Genomic DNA, 16,828 nt, shown 5'->3' on the forward strand with positions numbered 1-16,828 from the left:
GCCTCGGCCGTCGCCTTTTGATACCTCGCATCCGCATCGCTGCTTTCGCACCGACGACCTGCCGCGAGGCAAGCAGCCTTCGAACATCTCAGTGGATTGGTGTGTTGCGCCTTTCTGCACCCACGGTTGGGGTAGCGAGTGACAGGGGCATCAACTCTAGGGAAGAAGTAGGCAGGTTGCCGTGCCGTTCGGCACGAAGTCGCGGCAACCGCCAATAAATGCAGCTTCCGCAATGCACGGCGCACAGGCCTCGAAGAGGCCGTGGCGTGCCGGTCCCGGTCGGCGTGGTCGCCGCCGGGATGCGGGCAGGAAAAGACTCAGTCCATCCAGGCCCGCGCCCGGTCCAGATGCTCGCGGCACTCGCGCACCATGCGTTCCAGCAGCTCCGCGCAAGTCGGGATGTCGTCGATCAGCCCGATGCACTGACCGGCCGAGACCACGCCGTCTTGCACCGCGCCCGACTCCAGCGCCGCGCGGCCGCGCGCGCCTGCCACCAGCGGGCGGATCTCTTCGAACTCGCAGCCGCCCGGACGGTTCTCCGTAGCCACCACCTCTTCGGAGATCGCGTTGCGGAACACGCGCGCGGTGTTGCGCATGGTGCGGAACATCAGCTTGGTGTCGCGCTCGCTCGCGTCCACCAGCGCCTGCTTGATGTTCTCGTGGATCGGCGCTTCCTGGGTCACGCAGAAGCGCGTGCCCATGTTCACGCCCTCGGCGCCCAGCGCGAGCGCGGCCGCCATGCCGCGGCCGTCGGCGATGCCGCCCGAGGCGATGATGGGGATGCGCAGCTTGCGCGCCGCGATCGGCAGCAGGATTAAACCCGGCACGTCGTCCTCGCCCGGATGGCCCGCGCACTCGAAGCCGTCGACCGACACGGCGTCGACGCCATTGCGCTCGGCCGACAGCGCGTGGCGCACCGAGGTGCACTTGTGGACGATCTTCACGTCGTGGCGCTTGAGCGCCTCGATGAAGTCCTTCGGGCTGTTGCCCGCGGTCTCCACGATCTTCACGCCGCTGTCGATGATCGCCTGCACGTACTCGGCATAGGGCGGCGGCTTCACGGCCGGCAGGATCGTGAGGTTCACGCCGAAGGGCTTGTCGGTCAGTGCGCGGGTGCGCTCGACCTCGCGGCGCAGGTCGTCGGGCGTGGGCTGCGTGAGCGCTGTCACGATGCCCAGGCCGCCGGCGTTGGAGACGGCCGCGGCCAGTTCGGCGCGGCCCACCCACTGCATGCCGCCCTGCACGATCGGGTAGCGGATGCCGAGCAGCTCGGTGATGCGGGTCTTCATGCGGGCGCTTCCTCTTACAGCGTCTTCACCAGCTCGGGCACGGCCGTGAACAGGTCGGCCACGAGACCGTAGTCGGCCACCGAGAAGATCGGTGCTTCCTCGTCCTTGTTGATCGCCACGATCACCTTGGAGTCCTTCATGCCGGCCAGATGCTGGATCGCGCCCGAGATGCCCGCGGCGATGTACAGCTGCGGCGCCACGATCTTGCCGGTCTGGCCCACTTGCCAGTCGTTCGGGGCGTAGCCCGCGTCGACGGCGGCGCGGCTGGCGCCCAGGCCCGCGTTGAGCTTGTCGGCCAGCGGGGCCATCACCTCGGTGAACTTCTCGGCGCTGCCCAGCGCGCGGCCACCCGAGACGATGATCTTGGCGGCCGTGAGTTCGGGGCGTTCGCTCTTCGTGACCTCGCGGCCGACGAAGCTGCTCTTACCGCTGTCGGCCACGCCTTCGGCGTTTTCGACCGTTGCAGTGCCACCGGTGGCGGCCGCGGCGTCGAAGCCGGTAGTGCGAACGGTGATGACCTTGGTCGCATCGCTGCTCTGCACGGTGGCGATCGCATTGCCCGCGTAGATCGGACGCTCGAAGGTGTCGGGGCTGTCGACCTTGGTGATGTCGCTGATCTGCGCAACATCGAGCTTGGCCGCCACGCGCGGCGCAACGTTCTTGCCGTTGGCGGTCGAGGGGAACAGGATGTGGCTGTAGTTGCCGGCGATGGCCAGGACTTGCGCCGCGACGTTCTCAGCGAGGTTCTCGGCGAGGCTCGGGCTGTCGGCCGCGATGACCTTGGTGACACCGGCGATCTGGGCAGCGGCCTTGGCGGCTTCGGCCGCGTTGGCGCCAGCCACGAGCACATGCACTTCGCCGCCACAGGCGAGAGCCGCGGTGACGGTGTTCAAGGTCGCCGGCTTGATGCTGGCGTGGTCGTGTTCGGCAATGACAAGTGCGCTCATGTTCAGATCACCTTCGCTTCGTTCTTCAGTTTGTCGACCAGCGTTGCAACGTCGGGCACCTTGATGCCGGCGCCGCGCTTCGGCGGTTCCGAGACCTTCAGGGTCTTCAGGCGCGGCTTGACGTCCACGCCCAGGTCCTCGGGCTTGAAGGTGTCGAGCTGCTTCTTCTTGGCCTTCATGATGTTGGGCAGCGTGACGTAGCGCGGCTCGTTCAGGCGCAGGTCGGTCGTGATGACGGCCGGCAGCGTGAGCGAGACGGTCTCGAGGCCGCCGTCGACTTCGCGGGTCACGTTGGCCTTGTCACCGGCGACTTCGACCTTGCTCGCGAAGGTGGCTTGCGGCAGGTCAGCCAAGGCAGCCAGCATCTGGCCGGTCTGGTTGGCATCGTCGTCGATGGCCTGCTTGCCGAGGATGATGAGCGAGGGCTGTTCCTTGTCGACCAGCGCCTTGAGCAGCTTGGCGACGGCCAGCGGCTGCAGCTCTTCCGAGGTCTCGACCAGGATGCCGCGGTCGGCGCCGATGGCCATCGCGGTGCGCAGGGTTTCCTGCGACTTGGCGTCGCCGCACGAGACGGCGATGACCTCGGTCACCACGCCCTTCTCCTTCAGGCGCACGGCCTCTTCGACGGCGATCTCGTCGAAGGGGTTCATGCTCATCTTGACGTTGGCGATGTCCACGCCCGTGCCGTCGCTCTTGACGCGCACCTTCACGTTGTAGTCGACGACCCGTTTGACGGGCACGAGAATCTTCATGGCTGGTCCTTCAAAATGAAAACGGATGGGGGTTCACTCGAGCTTCGCGCCCGACTGCTTGATGAGGCGCTCCCAGATCGGCCGCTCGGCCTTCCAGGCGGCGGCGAAGAGTTCGGGCGAGCTGTCCTTGAGCTCGAAGCCCATGGCCGCGATGCGTTCGCGCACGTCGGGCTGCTGCGAGGCCTTGCGCACTTCCTCGGCGATACGGTCCACGATGGGCTTGGGCGTCTTGGCGGGCACGGCGAAGGCAAGCCAGCCGGTCACGCGGTAGGCCTCGTCCTTCAAGCCCTGCTCGGCCATCGTCGGCACGGTGGGCAGCGCGGCCATGCGGCGTTCGCCGCTCACGCCGATGGCCCGCACCTTGCCCGCGTCGATGTGCGGCTTGGCGACCAGCGCGCTCGCATAGGCCATCTGGATCTGGCCGCCGATCAGGTCCTGCATCATCGGCGCCTCGCCCTTGTAGGCGACGTGGTTCATGTCGGCCTGCTGCGTGAGGCTCATGTGCGCGCCCGCCAGGTGCGGGTAGGCGCCCACGCCGTAGGAGCCATAGGCGACCTTGCCCTTGTTCGCGGCCACGTACTTCAGCAGTTCGGGCGCGGTCTTGGCCGGCACGCTCGGATGCACCACCAGCACCAGCGGCCCCATCGCCACCTGGTAGACCAGCGTGAGGTCGCGCTGCGTGTCGTAGGGCAGCTTCTCGTAGAGGAACTCGTTGGTCAGCAGCGAATTGCTCAGCGAGAAGACGATGGTGTAGCCGTCGGGCGCTGCCTTGGCGACCATGTCGGTGCCGATGATGCCGGCCGCGCCGGGCTTGTTGTCGATCACCACGGGCTGGCCGAGGCCGGCCGCCATCTTCTGGCCCAGCACGCGCGCGAGCACGTCGGTGGCGCCGCCTGCCTGGAAGGGCACGACCATGCGGATCGGCTTGTTCGGATAGGGCGCCTGGGCCTGGGCCGGCGCATGGGCCAGCGCGAGCAGCGCGGCGGCGGTTGCGGTGGTGGCGCGCAGCAGCGCGCGACGGGTCGGGTGTCGGGTGATGGTCATGGTGTCCCTGATGGTTCTTGGGGGCGGAGAAACGAAAGGCGGCGGGCCGTGCGCTGCGGCCCGCCGTGCGACGGCTTCAGGCCGTCGCGACGCGGGTCTTGAAAGGCAGTGGCTCGAGCGCCTTGCGCAGCCGCTCGGCGAGCGCCGCGGCCTGCGCGCCGGCGGCGGCGGGGTCGATCGTCACGCGCACCAGGCTCTCGCCCTCGTGCGTCACGCTCGGGCGCGCGGCCTCGGGCAGGCCGAGTTCGGCGCAGAGCTCGGCCACGGTCGCGGCCACCACGCGGCTCGCGGCCATGGCGCGCAGCTCGGGCTTGTAGATCTTGCCGACGTTGGTCATCGGCAGCGCATCGACCAGCGCCACCCACTTGGGCTTGGCCGGTGCCTCGTCGACGCGCGCGGCGGTGAAGGCCAGCAGCTCGTCCTCGGTGGCCGCGCCGCCGGGCACCAGCGTCGCGAACACCACGGGCAGTTCGCCCGCGTAGGCATCGGGCGCGCCGACCGCGGCGCAGACCTGCACCGCCGGGTGCGCGCTCAGCGCGTCCTCGATCACCTTGGGATCGATGTTGTGGCCGCTGCGGATGATCAGGTCCTTCGAGCGGCCCGTGAGGTTGAGCCGCTCCTCGCTGTCGATCCAGCCGAGGTCGCCGGTCGCGAGCCAGCCGTCGGCCGTGAAGGCCTTGGCGTTGTCGGCCGGATCGACGAAGCCCGAGAACACGTTGGGCGACTTGAACAGCACCATGCCGGTCTCGCCGCGCGGCACCTCGCGATCGCTCGCGTTGCCGTGCTCGTCGAGCGCCACCACGCGCATCTGCATGTAGGGCAGGCGAAAGCCGACGCAGCCCGCGGGGCCGTCGACGCCGGGCGGCGTGATGGTCGAGATGCCGGCCATCTCGGTCATGCCCAGGCTCTCGTGCACGTGCAGGCCGAACAGGCGCTCGAAGCGCGCGGCGAGTTCGGGCGAGAGCACGGCCGCGCCGGTGCGGCAGTAGGTGATCGAGGAGATGTCGGCGCCGTCCAGCGGCACGTTGGCCAGCGCGGCCAGCACCGTGGGCACGGCCGACAGCGAGGTCGGGCGGTACTTGGCGACCAGCTTCCAGTAGTTGGCCAGCACCTGCTTGTTGCGCAGCAGCGAGGGCGTGGGAATCACCACCTCCACGCCGGCCGACAGCGACGCCAGCGAGGCCGGCAGCACGCCCGCGACGTGGAACAGCGGATAGCCGTTGATCGAGATGCCGTGCTCGTTCATGCCCGCGACCTGCACGCTGGCCCAGGCGGTGAACACCTGTGCGCCATGGCTGTGGCGCGCGAGCTTGGGCGCGCCGGTGGTGCCGCCGGTGTGGAAGTAGGCGGCGATGTCGCTCGAAGCGATGTCGCGGCCGCTCACGAGGCGGTCATCGGGTTGCGCGGCGCGCAGCGCCTCGAAGTCGGCCACGCCCTCGGGCAGCGCGCCCGCCGCGCCCGGTGCCTCGTCGTGCGGCGCCACGCGCAGCAAGGTGGTGAGCCCGGGCACCTGGCCGCGCAGCCGCAGCGCCTTCGACCACATGCCCGACTCGGCGTCCGAGCCGTAGGCGATCAGCACCTTGGCGCGGGCCGCGGTCATCAGCGCGACCAGCTTCTCGTCGGTGAGCAGCGGATTGAGCGGCTGCACGATGCCGGCGGCCTCGCCGCCCCAGAGCGCGAGGTGGTATTCGAGACAGCCCGGCAGCAGCACCGCCACCGCGTCGTTCGGGCCCACGCCCAGGCCATGCAGCAGGTTCGCGGTCTGGTGGATGCGCGCGAGCAGCTCGGCATACGACCAGCGGATCGGCGCGTCGTCCGGGTTGCCGGTGCGCAGGAAGGTCAGCGCCGTCTTGTCGCCGAAGGCATGGCCCGCGTTGCGGAAGATCTCGTAGGTGCTGCGCACCGTGAGCGCCTGTGCCAGCGGCGTCTGCTCGAGCGCCTGGATGTCGGCGAGGCTGCGCACGGGGCGCGCGGGCCGGAACGGCGCGCCCACGGGCGTCGCGTAGTCGTTGTCGTGCCTGTCGTTCCTGTCGGTCATGGCCTGTCTCCTTGTTCCCTTGAAATCGTCGCCGTGTCGGCCCGGCTGTTTTACTGGTTCGTGATGTGGTTGTCGCGGATGACCTTGCCCCAGCGCTCGAAGTCCTGGCGCATGCGCTCGGCGGTCTGGTCGGCGGTGCGGTAGGCCGCGAACGAGCCCACGCCCTGCAGCTTCTCCTGCACTTCCTTGTCGGCCAGCGCCTTCTTGAGTTCGGCGCTCATGCGCTCGACCACGTCCTTGGGCGTGCCGGCCGGTGCCAGCAGGCCGCCCCACGAGGTGGCGTCGAAGCCCGGGAAGCCCTGCTCGGCCACCGTCTTCACGTCGCGCAGGAGGCTCACGCGCTGGCCCGAGCCGACCGCGATGGCGCGCAGCTTGCCCGCGCGGATGTGCGGGATCACGGCCACGAGGTCCGAGAACATCGCGGGCACCTGGCCGCCGATCAGGTCGGTCACGGCCGGCGCGCTGCCGCGGTAGGGCACGTGCTGCATCTCGAACTTGCCGATGTTCTTGAGCTGCTCGGTCGTCAGGTGGCCGAAGCTGCCGGCACCCGCGGTCGTGTAGTTGAGCTTGCCGTTCTCGGCCTTGGCCTTGGCGATCAGGCCCTGCAGGCCGGTCACCTCGGGCAGCGCCTTGGGATTGACCACCAGCACGATCGGCAGGTCGTAGACGCTGCCCACGGGCGTGAAGTTCTTGAAGATGTCGTAGCCGGTCGGGCCGTAGAGGTGCGAGGCCAGCAACGTGGGCGTGGCCAGCATCACGAAGGTGTAGCCGTCGGCCGGCGCGCGCGCGGCGGCGGCCGCGCCCACGATGCCCGAGGCGCCGCTGCGGTTGTCGATCACGATGTTCTGGCCGAGCGCGGCCGACATCTTCTGCGCCACGATGCGCGAGGCCACGTCGGTGGGACCGCCGGGCGGGAAGGGCACGATCAGCGTGATCGGCTTGGCCGGCCAGGCCTGCGCGAAGGCGGCACCGGCGGCGAGGGGAAGGGCGAGCGCGAGGAGTGCACGGCGAAGAGGACTGCGGAGGGTACGGAGAGAGAGGGAGGCCATGACTTCTGCTTCAGGGGAACAAGGTGGCGCCGTCAGACGACGCCGCTGCTTTTCAGCGCTGCCAGCTTTTCATCCGACAGGCCGAGCAAGGACTGGAGCACGTCGTGCGTGCCTTCGCCCAGGGTGGGCGGCGCGCTGCGCACCGGCAGGCGCTCGCCATCGAAACGGTAGGGTGGCGCGAGCACGTCGACCGTGCCCGCGACCGGATGCGGCTGGCGCGTGACCAGGCCGGCGTCGCTGGCGCGCTTCGATTGCAGCGCCTCGAGCAGGCCCAGCACCTCGCCGCAGGGGATGCCGGCGGCACTCAGTTTGTCGAGCAGCACGGCGCGCGGGCGCTTCGCGAGTTCGGCATGCAGTTGCGGCAACAGCACCGCGCGGTTGGCCGAACGCAGGATGTTGGTCTTGAAGCGCTCGTCGGCCGCGAGGTCGGGCCGCTCGATCACCTCGGTGCAGAAGCGCGCGAACTGCGCGTTGTTGCCCACGGTGATGACCAGCGGGCCGTCGGCCGCGTCGAACACGCCGTAGGGCACGATCGAGGGATGCGAGTTGCCGTAGCGCGGCGGGTCCTCGCCCAGCAGCAGCGCCTCGAGGCCGTAGTAGGCGGTGATCATCAGGCCGCAGTCGAACAGCGCCATCTCCACATGCCGGCCGCGGCCGGTCTTCTCGCGCTGGTAGAGCGCGGCGAGGATGGCCTGCGCCGAGTACATGCCGGTGAACAGGTCGACGGCCGCGACGCCGAACTTCAGCGGCGGCTGGTTGGCCTCGCCGTTGAGCGCCATCAGGCCGGCCTCGCCCTGCACCACGAGGTCGTAGCCGGGGCGCGCGGCCTCGGGGCCGGTGCGGTCGTAGCCCGAGATCGAGCAGTAGATGAGGCCTGGATGTTCCTGGCTCAGCTGCTCGTAGCCCAGGCCGAGCTTGTCGATGCCGCCGAACTTGAAGTTCTGGATCAGCACGTCGCACTGCTTCGCGAGATCGCGCGCGAGCTGCTGGCCCTCGGGCGTCTGCAGGTCGAGCGTGACCGAGCGCTTGTTGCGGTTCACGCTGTTGAAGTAGGCGGTCTCGGTCTTGCCGACGCGCAGGCCCCAGTCGCGCGTGTCGTCGCCGCGGCCCGGGTGCTCGACCTTGATGACCTCGGCGCCCATGTCGGCCAGCACCATGCCGCACCAGGGGCCCGCGAGGATGCGGGACAGGTCGAGGACGCGCACGCCGGCGAGCGGCAGCGAGGAATTCAGCGAGGGCATGGTGGCTCCGGAAAGACGTGAGACCTCGGCGCGGGTGCGCGCGAGGCCGGGGAAGAAGCGGTGGCGGCCAGCGTCAGGACGCGTCCTGCCGGCGCTGCCGCAGCGCGGCGAAGTCGGCCTTGCGCTTGCCGAGGAAGGCACCGATGCCTTCGGCGGCCTCGGCATCGGCCTGCGACTCGACCATGTAGACGGCCTCGGCCTCGAGTTGTTCCTCGAGCGTGGCGCGGTGCGCCTGGCGGCACAGCGACTTGATGCGCGCGCTCGCGCGCTGCGGGCCGTTCGCAACCTTGGCCGCGAGCGCGATCGCCTCGGCCAGTGCCGCGCCCTTGTCGGTCAGGCGGTTGACCGCGCCCAGCGCATGCAGGCGCTCGGCCGGCAGGCGGTCGCCGGTCAGGCACAGCTCGGTCAGCAGCTGGCGCGAGACGAACTCGGACAGGAAGGCGGTGGCACCGCCATCGGGCGTGAGGCCGACCTTGACGTAGGCCACGGTGTAGAAGGCATCGCGCGCCGACACGAGCATGTCGCAGGCCAGCGCCATCGACAGGCCCGCGCCCGCGGCGCCGCCCTCGACGGCCGCGATCACGGGCTTGCCGCAATAGCGCAGCGCGCGGATCAGGTTGTGCAGGCCCTCGAGCTTCTCGCGGCGTTCCGAGGCTGGCAGCTCGCGGCGCTTGGCCAGCAGGTTGAGGTCGCCGCCCGAGCAGAAGAAATCGCCGGCGCCGGTGAAGACGATGGCACCGACCTCGGGGTCGTCCTGCGCATCGGCCAGCGCGGCCGCGAGCTCGGCATACAGCGTGGGCGTGATCGCGTTGCGCGCGCCGGGGTTGCTGTTGGTGAGGATGCGCACGGCACCCTCCTGCGAGATCAGCACGGTCTTGTTCTCGCTCATGCCGCCACCTCCTTGCCCAGAGAGATGTAGCGCTGCAGATGATGGTCCTCGTCGCCGAGCTGGTGGTCGATCATCACGAGGCGCTTGGCGTAGTGGGGCAGCGGCAGCTCCCACGTCATGCCGATGCCGCCGTGCATCTGGATGCTTTCCTCCGCCACCAGCGCGCCGATGCGGCCGATGCTGAACTTGGCGGCCGACAGCGCGCGCTCGCGTGCGAGGCGGTCGCTGCCGTCGATGGCGGCCGCGGCATTGATGACCGCCGAGCGCGCCTGTTCGATCTCGAGCAGCAGGTCGGCCATGCGGTGCTGCAGCGCCTGGAAGCTGCCGATCAGCGTGCCGAACTGCTTGCGCGTGCGCAGGTAGTCGAGCGTCGCGGTCTTGGCCGCTTCCATCGCGCCCACGGCCTCGGCGCACAGCGCGAGCACGCCGCGGCCGATGGCGCGCTCGAGCGTCGCGGCGCCCTGGCCCTCGGTGCCCAGCAGCGCGTCGGCGCTCAGCTTCAGGCCGTCGAACGAGAGTTCGGCGACACGGCCGCCGTCGATCGAAGGGCAGCCGCGCACCGTGAGGCCTGCCGTCTTCGCGGGCACGAGGAACAGCGAGATGCCGGCTTCGTCGTCCACGTTGCCCGAGGTGCGGGCCGAGACCAGGAACAGGTCGGCCTGCTCGCCCTGCGGCACCACGGCCTTGGCGCCGTCGAGCACCCAGTCGTCGCCGCTGCGCTCGGCGCGGGTGGCGACGCGCGTGCGTTCGTAATGCGTGTCGGCCTCGTCGTGCGCGAAGGCCGCGACGGTCGCGCCATTGATGATGTCGCCGAGCTTCTCTTTCTGCGCATCCGTGCCGGCCGCGCCGAGCGCCTCGCCGACCATCACCGCGCCCAGCAGCGGCTCGACCACGAGGCCGCGGCCCAGGGCCTCGAAGACCACGGCGATGTCGAAGCCGCCGCCGCCGAAACCGCCATCGGCCTCGCTGAACAGCGCGCCGATCACGCCGAGTTCGGCGAACTGCTGGAAGATCTCCTTGCTGAAGCCGTGTTCCGACTTCGCGATGCGGTCGCGCGCATCGAAGGCGTACTGCTCGCTGATGAAGCGGTTGAGGCTGTCGGCGAGCATGCGCCGGTCTTCGCTGTGTTCGAAGTTCATTGCATCTCTCCTTTACAGGCCCAGGATCATCTTGGAGATGATGTTCTTCTGGATCTCGTTCGAGCCGCCGAAGATCGACAGCTTGCGGTTGTTGAAGTAGCGCGAGGCGGCGGCCGAGGCGTAGGCCGGGCCGAAGGTCTCGCCGGTGAAGCCGTCCTTCAGCGCCTCGGCGATGAAGGGGCGGCCATGCACGCCCATCGCGCGGCGCGCCAGCGACGAGATCTCCTGGCGGATCTCGGTGCCGCGGATCTTGAGCATCGAGCTCTCGGCGCCCGGCACGCCGCCGCCGGCCACCGCCGCGATCACGCGCAGGTTGGTGGTCTTCATGTTCTCGAGGTCGATCTCCACGCGCGCCATGCGCGCCGCGAAGGCCGGGTCGTCCGACAGCGGCTTGCCGTTCTTCGTCTGCGTGGCGGCAATGCCCTTGAGCTGCTCGAGCGCGGCCACCGAGAAGCCCACGCCCGCGATGTTGGTGCGTTCGTAGGTCAGCAGGTACTTGGCGCAGGTCCAGCCCTTGTTCTCCTCGCCCACGAGGTTCTCGGCCGGCACGCGCACGTCGGAGAAGAACACCTCGTTGACCTCGTGCTCGCCGTCGAGCGTGATGATCGGACGCACTTCCACGCCCGGCGATGTCATGTCGATCAGCAGGAAGCTGATGCCCTCCTGCTTCTTCGCCTCGCGGTTGGTGCGCACCAGGCAGAAGATCATGTTGGCGTGCTGGCCCAGCGTGGTCCAGGTCTTCTGGCCGTTCACGATGTAGTGGTCGCCCTGCGCGTCGATGCCGCGCACGGCCGAGGTCTTCACGGCCGCGAGGTCGGAGCCCGCGCCGGGTTCCGAGTAGCCCTGGCACCACCAGTCGGCGCCGTTGAGGATGCGCGGCAGCCAGTGGCGCTTCTGCGCCTCGTTGCCGTACTTGATGAGCACCGGACCGAGCATGTTCACGCCGAAGGGCACGATGCGCGGCGCGAAGGCCAGCGCGCACTCGTTCTCGAAGATGAACTTCTCCACCGCCGTCCAGCCCGGGCCGCCGTACTGCTCGGGCCAGTGGTTGGCGAGCCAGCCGCGCGCATCGAGGATGGCATGCCATTCCTCCATGTCGGCCTTCTCGAGGATCTTGCCGCCGCGCACCTTGTCCGACAGCCGCGCGGGCAGCTTGTCGGCCAGGAAGGCACGCACCTCGCCGCGGAAGGCTTCTTCTTCGGGGGTGAAGTTCAGGTCCATCGCGCGCTCCTCAGTAGATTTCGAACAGGCCCGCGGCGCCCATGCCGCCGGCGATGCACATCGTGACCACGGCGTACTTGGCGCCGCGGCGCTTGCCTTCGATCAGCACATGGCCCGCGAGGCGCGCGCCGGTCATGCCGAAGGGGTGGCCGATCGAGATCGCGCCGCCGTTGACGTTGAGGCGTTCCGAGGGAATGCCCAGCCGGTCCTGGCAGTAGATCGACTGCGAGGCGAAGGCTTCGTTGAGTTCCCACAGGCCGATGTCCTCGACCTTGAGGCCGTGGCGCGCGAGCAGCTTGGGAACGGCGAACACCGGGCCGATGCCCATCTCGTCGGGCTCGCAGCCCGCGACCGCGAGGCCGCGGAAGGCGCCCAGGGGTTTGATGTTGGCGCGCGCTGCGTCCTTGGCTTCCATCAGCACGCAGGCCGAGGCGCCGTCCGACAGCTGCGAGGCATTGCCCGCGGTGATGAACTTGTCGTCGCCCATCACGGGCTTGAGCTTGGCCAGCGCCTCGTAGGTGGTGCCGCGGCGGTTGCAGTTGTCCTCGGTGGCCGTGACCTCGCGGTGCGTGACCTCCTTGGTCTCCTTGTCGGTCACCGCCATGGTGGTGGTGCAGGCGACGATCTCGTCCTTGTAGCGGCCGGCGAGCTGCGCTTCCTCGGTGCGGCGCTGGCTTTCGGCCGAGAAGCGGTCCTGCGCCTCGCGGCTGATGCCGTAGCGCTGGGCCACGATGTCGGCGGTCTCGATCATCGCCATGTAGAGCGCGGGCTTGTGCTCGACGATCCACGGGTCCATGCCGTTGTCGCCGCTGTCGGTGGCGCTGCGGCTGCGGATCTGCGAGATGCTCTCCACGCCGCCCGCGATCATGGCCGGCGCGCCGTCCACCACGATGCGGCCCGCGGCCATCGCGATCGCCTGCAGGCCCGAGGCGCAGAAGCGGTTGACGGTGGTGCCGGCGATCGAGATCGGCAGGCCCGCGCGCACGATGGCCTGGCGCGCGATGTTGCGGCCCGTGGTGCCCTCGGGATAGCCGCAGCCGAGGATGGCGTCCTCGATCAGCGCCGGGTCGAGGCCCGAGCGCTCGACCGCGGCCTTGACCGCGAAGGCCGCCAGCGTGGGACCGGGGGTGATGTTGAATTCGCCGCGGTGCGCCTTGGTGAGCGGGGTGCGGGCGGTGGAAACGATGACGGCTTCACGCATGGGGATGTCTCCTGAAGGCTGGCTCTGTGATTACTCGGATTGGTTGAGGCTCGCGAAGTCGGCGCCGCGCTCGACCAGCTGCACCAGCAGCGGCGACGGCTTCCAGAAGATCGGGTCTTCCTTCGCGAACTCCTGGATGTCGGCCAGCACCTTGGGCAGGCCCACCATGTCGGCGTACTTCATCGGGCCGCCGCGGTGGCGCGGAAAGCCGTAGCCGTAGAGGAAGGTCACGTCGACATCGAGCGGGCGCAGCGCGATGCGCTGCAGCACGACGTTGGCGCCCTCGTTGATCATCGCGGCCATGTAGCGGCGCATGATCTCCTCCTCGGTGAAGGCGCGCGGCTTGACACCAGCGCGTTCGCGCTCGGCGTCGATGATCGCGAGCACCTCGGGGTCGGGCTGGCCGGTGCGCGCGCCTTCGGGATAGAGGTAGTAGCCGCGCTGCGTCTTCTGGCCGAACCAGCCGCGCTCGCAGATGCGGTCGGCCACCTGCACGTAGCGTGCCTGCGGGTCGCGCGTGGCGGCCTTGCGCTTGCGCGTGGCCCAGCCGATGTCGCCGCCCGCGAGGTCCGAGACCTGGAACGGGCCCATCGGGTAGCCGAAGTTGCGCACGGCGGCGTCGATCTCGTAGGGCGAGGCGCCGTCCTCCATCATGTGGTCGGCGGCCTGGCGGTACACGGCCAGGATGCGGTTGCCGATGAAGCCGTCGCACACGCCCGCGCGCACCGGCACCTTCTTGAGCTTCTTCGCGAGCTCGAAGCCGGTGGCGACCACGTCGGCACGCACCTTGGCGGGCACCACGATCTCGAGCAGCTTCATGATGTTGGCCGGCGAGAAGAAGTGCAGGCCCACCACGTCCTGCGGCCGCGAGATGCTGGCGGCGATCTCGTCGATGTCGAGGTAGGAGGTGTTGGTGGCCAGCACCGCGCCCTGCTTGCAGACGCGGTCGAGCTCGGCGAACACGGCCTTCTTCACGCCCATGTCCTCGAACACGGCCTCGACCACGATGTCCACGTTGGCGAGCGCGTCGTACGAGGTCGAGCCCGAGAAGCGCGCCAGCACGGCCGCCTTGGCCTCGGGCGTGATGCGGCCCTTGGCGATCAGGCCGTCGTAGACCTTCTCGACGTTGGCGCGGCCGCGCGCGAGCTGGGTGTCGTCGCGCTCGATCATGGTCACGGGCAGGCCGGCGTCGAGCATCGCCACCGCGATGCCCGCGCCCATGGTGCCGCCGCCGACGATGCCGGCCGACGCCAGCGGCCGCGGGCTGGCGGAGCGGGTCTCGGGCGCCTTGAGCACTTCGCGCTCGGCGAAGAAGGCGTGGATCAGACCCGCGCGCTGCGGGCTGTCGATGCACTGCAGGAACAGCTTGCGTTCGAGCGCCATGCCTTCGTCGAAGGGCAGCGTGAGCGCGCCCTCGACCGCCTCGACGATCTTCATCGGCGAGAACAGGCCACGGCTCTTCTTGGCGGTGTCGGCGCGCGCGGCCTCGAGGGCGGCGCGGCTGGCTTCCTGGTCGGCCAGCGCGCCGGCCTCGCGCGTGCGGCGCACCGGGGCGTTGGCGGCGATCAGTTCCCTGGCATAGGCCAGGCCTTCGGCGCGCGCGTCGGCGTCGCTGCCGAGGCGGTCCACCAGGCCCAGCGACAGCGCTTCCTTCGCGGGCGCGTGGCGGCCGCTGAGCATCAGCTCGATGGCGGGCTTCACGCCGATCAGGCGCGGCGTGCGCTGCGTGCCGCCCGAGCCGGGCAGCAGGCCCAGCGCGACTTCGGGCAGGCCCAGCTTGGCGGTGGGCGAGGCCAGGCGGTAGTGGGCCGACAGCGCCACCTCGAGGCCGCCGCCGAGCGCGGCGCCATGGATGGCGGCGATCACGGGCTTGCTGCAGTTCTCGATCTTCAGGCAGGCCTCGGGCAGCGAGGGCGGCTGCGGCGCCTGGCCGAACTCGCGGATGTCGGCACCGGCGATGAAGTTGCGGCCCGCGCCGACGATCAGCACGGCCTTGGCCGCGGCGTCGGCCTCGGCCGCGTCGATGGCGGCCACGAGGCCGCGGCGCACGTCCACGCCCAGGGCGTTGACGGGCGGGTTGTCGATGGTCACGACGAAGACATCGCCCTGGCGCTCGAAGGCGACGGGACCGGAGGACGTGGAGGGGCTGGAGGTCGGGGTGGCCATGTGCGTGTCGCTTGTCTCGGTGACGCGCCGGAGCGGCGCGAGGCTCTGGGGAGGTCGAACCCCCTTCCGCGGGCGGCGAGGGTCCTGGGGTGAACCCCGCATTCTTTGCACCCATCCCGGTTTTGACAATTGCATAGTCGGTTGACAGACTGTCAAAGGATTTTTGACAAAATCCGGTCCATGGACCTCCAATCGCTGACCCTGCTGGTCGAAATCATCGATGCCGGCAACCTGAGCGCGGCCGCGCGCCGGCTCAAGATGACCCGGGCCAACGTCAGCTACCACCTGAACCAGCTCGAGCGCTCGGTCGGCGCGCAGCTGGTGCGGCGCACCACCCGGCGCGCCGAGCCGACCGAGATCGGCCTGCGCCTGTACCAGCACGGCGTCGCGATCCAGGGCGAGCTGCGCGCGGCGCGCGAATCGGTCACCACGCTGGGCGAGGGGCTGCAGGGGCAGGTGCGGCTGAGCGTGCCCAGCGGCTACGGGCAGCTGGTCATGGCCGACTGGCTGATCGACTTCAAGCGCCGCTACCCGGGCATCGTGCTCGACGTGGTGTTCGAGAACCGCATCGAGGACCTGCTGCGCGACGAGGTCGACATCGCGATCCGCGTGATCCCCGAGCCGCCGCAGAACCTGGTGGCGCGCGCGATGGGCCCGGTGCGCTACGTGGCCTGCGCCTCGCGCGACTACGCGGCGCAGCATCCGCTGCCGGTGCAGCTCGACGGGCTGCACGGCGCGCCGGTGGTCACGGCCGCGGTCATCGGGCGGCAGCTGCGCGTGTCGGCCTACCAGGGCGAGATCCGGCGCGAGGTGGTGCTCGAGCCGACCCTGATCTCGGAGAACTTCCTGTTCCTGCGCCAGGCCATCCTCGCGGGCCTGGGCATCGGCCTGGTGCCCGACTACGTGGTGGCCGAGGACGTGCGCCGCGGCGAGGTGCTGACCACGCTCGACGACTGGCGGCTGTCGATCTTCGGCACCCAGATGTTCATGCTCTACATGCCGAACCGCCAGCACACGCGCGCGATCCGCACCTTCATCGACTACACGCTGGAGCGCGTGCGCGAGGTCAGCCCCGGATCGTGACGTGCGAGTGGAAGCGGTCCGACGGACCGCGCAGGCGCTGGAACTCGAAGGGCCGGTCGGCCTCGTCGTGGCCGATGCGCAGCACGTCGACCAGCGCCGAGGCCATCGGCACGCCGAGCAGCGCGGCCAGCGGCGCGTCGGCCAGCGTGGCGCGCGTGAGCATCTCGATGCGGCCGTAGCGGATGCCCTGGGCCTGCAGCAGCTCGGTCAACGACAGCCGCGAGAAATCGGCCCGCACGAAGCGCCGGCCCACGTCCTCGATGAGATGGACGATGCTGTGCAGGATCGGCAGCCGCCCGGTGCTGCGCAGCCGCACCACCTGGAGCACCGGCGTGCCTTCCTCGAGCCGCAGCGCGGTGGCCACGTCGGCGGGCGCGGGCACGAAGCCGAACTCCTTGACCGATGGCTTGCTGCGCGAGCGGCGCTCGGCCATGGTGGCGAGGAAGGACTCCATCGGCATCGGCAGCGGTGCCGAGCGCAACGGCGCCGACACGTAGGTGCCGCGGCCGCGCTGGCGCTTGAGCAGGCCGCGTTCCTCCAGCGACTGCAGCGCGCGCCGCACCGTGACGCGCGAGACGCCGTACTGCGCGCGCAGTTCCTCCTCGGTGGGGAGCTGGTCGCCGTCGCGCAGCCGCCCGCTGGCGACCATGTCCTCGATCAGGGTCGAGATCTGGTGATGCAGTGCCACGCCGGGCTGCCTGTTGAGGTCCATGGGCAAATCTTAGCGGTCGATGACGGGGTGGACCGGGGCGTTGGCTAAAAGTATTGA

At 69.7% G+C, this 16,828-nt stretch carries 14 protein-coding genes; 1 reads left to right on the forward strand and 13 read right to left on the reverse strand.

Going from position 1 to position 16,828, the window contains the following annotated elements:
* Positions 1-317: 317 nt before the first annotated feature.
* From R0232_RS05135 to R0232_RS05190, 12 genes are all read right to left on the reverse strand, one after another.
* The gene (locus R0232_RS05135; RefSeq protein WP_431511430.1) at positions 318-1,289 is read right to left on the reverse strand and encodes an NAD(P)H-dependent flavin oxidoreductase; all 972 of its coding nucleotides are present in this window, start codon (positions 1,287-1,289) and stop codon (positions 318-320) included.
* 14 nt (positions 1,290-1,303) lie between these two features.
* Positions 1,304-2,236: an electron transfer flavoprotein subunit alpha/FixB family protein gene (locus tag R0232_RS05140; RefSeq protein WP_431511431.1), complete on the reverse strand. Its 933-nt coding sequence runs from the start codon at positions 2,234-2,236 to the stop codon at positions 1,304-1,306.
* Positions 2,237-2,238: 2 nt separating this feature from the next.
* The gene (locus R0232_RS05145; RefSeq protein WP_208507727.1) at positions 2,239-2,988 is read right to left on the reverse strand and encodes an electron transfer flavoprotein subunit beta/FixA family protein; all 750 of its coding nucleotides are present in this window, start codon (positions 2,986-2,988) and stop codon (positions 2,239-2,241) included.
* Positions 2,989-3,021: 33 nt separating this feature from the next.
* Positions 3,022-4,032 (reverse strand): Bug family tripartite tricarboxylate transporter substrate binding protein, encoded by a 1,011-nt coding sequence (locus R0232_RS05150; protein ID WP_208507728.1) that lies wholly within the window; start codon positions 4,030-4,032, stop codon positions 3,022-3,024.
* Between the two features lie 76 nt (positions 4,033-4,108).
* On the reverse strand, positions 4,109-6,070 hold the full coding sequence (locus R0232_RS05155; protein WP_431511432.1) for an acyl-CoA synthetase: 1,962 nt from the start codon (positions 6,068-6,070) through the stop codon (positions 4,109-4,111).
* A 50-nt stretch (positions 6,071-6,120) separates the two neighbouring features.
* Entirely contained in the window at positions 6,121-7,119 is a 999-nt protein-coding gene (locus tag R0232_RS05160; RefSeq protein ID WP_431511433.1) for a Bug family tripartite tricarboxylate transporter substrate binding protein, read from the reverse strand.
* A 32-nt stretch (positions 7,120-7,151) separates the two neighbouring features.
* Positions 7,152-8,360: a CaiB/BaiF CoA transferase family protein gene (locus R0232_RS05165; RefSeq protein ID WP_431511434.1), complete on the reverse strand. Its 1,209-nt coding sequence runs from the start codon at positions 8,358-8,360 to the stop codon at positions 7,152-7,154.
* A 73-nt stretch (positions 8,361-8,433) separates the two neighbouring features.
* Positions 8,434-9,249 carry an oxepin-CoA hydrolase, alternative type gene (locus R0232_RS05170; RefSeq protein ID WP_431511435.1) on the reverse strand — a complete coding sequence of 272 codons (816 nt, stop codon included), beginning with the start codon at positions 9,247-9,249 and terminating at the stop codon, positions 8,434-8,436.
* Entirely contained in the window at positions 9,246-10,388 is a 1,143-nt protein-coding gene (locus tag R0232_RS05175) for an acyl-CoA dehydrogenase family protein (RefSeq protein ID WP_431511436.1), read from the reverse strand. Before R0232_RS05175 ends, R0232_RS05170 begins: the two co-directional genes overlap by 4 nt.
* A gap of 12 nt (positions 10,389-10,400) precedes the next feature.
* On the reverse strand, positions 10,401-11,609 hold the full coding sequence (locus R0232_RS05180) for an acyl-CoA dehydrogenase family protein (protein ID WP_431511437.1): 1,209 nt from the start codon (positions 11,607-11,609) through the stop codon (positions 10,401-10,403).
* A 10-nt stretch (positions 11,610-11,619) separates the two neighbouring features.
* Positions 11,620-12,810, reverse strand: a complete 1,191-nt coding sequence (locus tag R0232_RS05185; RefSeq protein ID WP_431511438.1) for an acetyl-CoA C-acyltransferase — start codon at positions 12,808-12,810, stop codon at positions 11,620-11,622.
* Between the two features lie 30 nt (positions 12,811-12,840).
* The gene (locus tag R0232_RS05190; protein ID WP_431511439.1) at positions 12,841-14,976 is read right to left on the reverse strand and encodes a 3-hydroxyacyl-CoA dehydrogenase NAD-binding domain-containing protein; all 2,136 of its coding nucleotides are present in this window, start codon (positions 14,974-14,976) and stop codon (positions 12,841-12,843) included.
* Positions 14,977-15,156: 180 nt separating this feature from the next.
* Here R0232_RS05190 and R0232_RS05195 point away from each other — a divergent pair, with 180 nt between their 5' ends.
* Positions 15,157-16,059, forward strand: a complete 903-nt coding sequence (locus tag R0232_RS05195) for a LysR family transcriptional regulator (RefSeq protein ID WP_093355618.1) — start codon at positions 15,157-15,159, stop codon at positions 16,057-16,059.
* Here R0232_RS05195 and R0232_RS05200 read toward each other — a convergent pair.
* On the reverse strand, positions 16,043-16,771 hold the full coding sequence (locus R0232_RS05200; RefSeq protein WP_431511440.1) for a GntR family transcriptional regulator: 729 nt from the start codon (positions 16,769-16,771) through the stop codon (positions 16,043-16,045). The genes R0232_RS05195 and R0232_RS05200 overlap by 17 nt on opposite strands.
* Positions 16,772-16,828: the final 57 nt, after the last annotated feature.

The sequence above is a fragment of the Variovorax sp. DAIF25 genome, from assembly GCF_050711835.1.
Taxonomy (GTDB): Bacteria; Pseudomonadota; Gammaproteobacteria; order Burkholderiales; family Burkholderiaceae_C; genus Variovorax.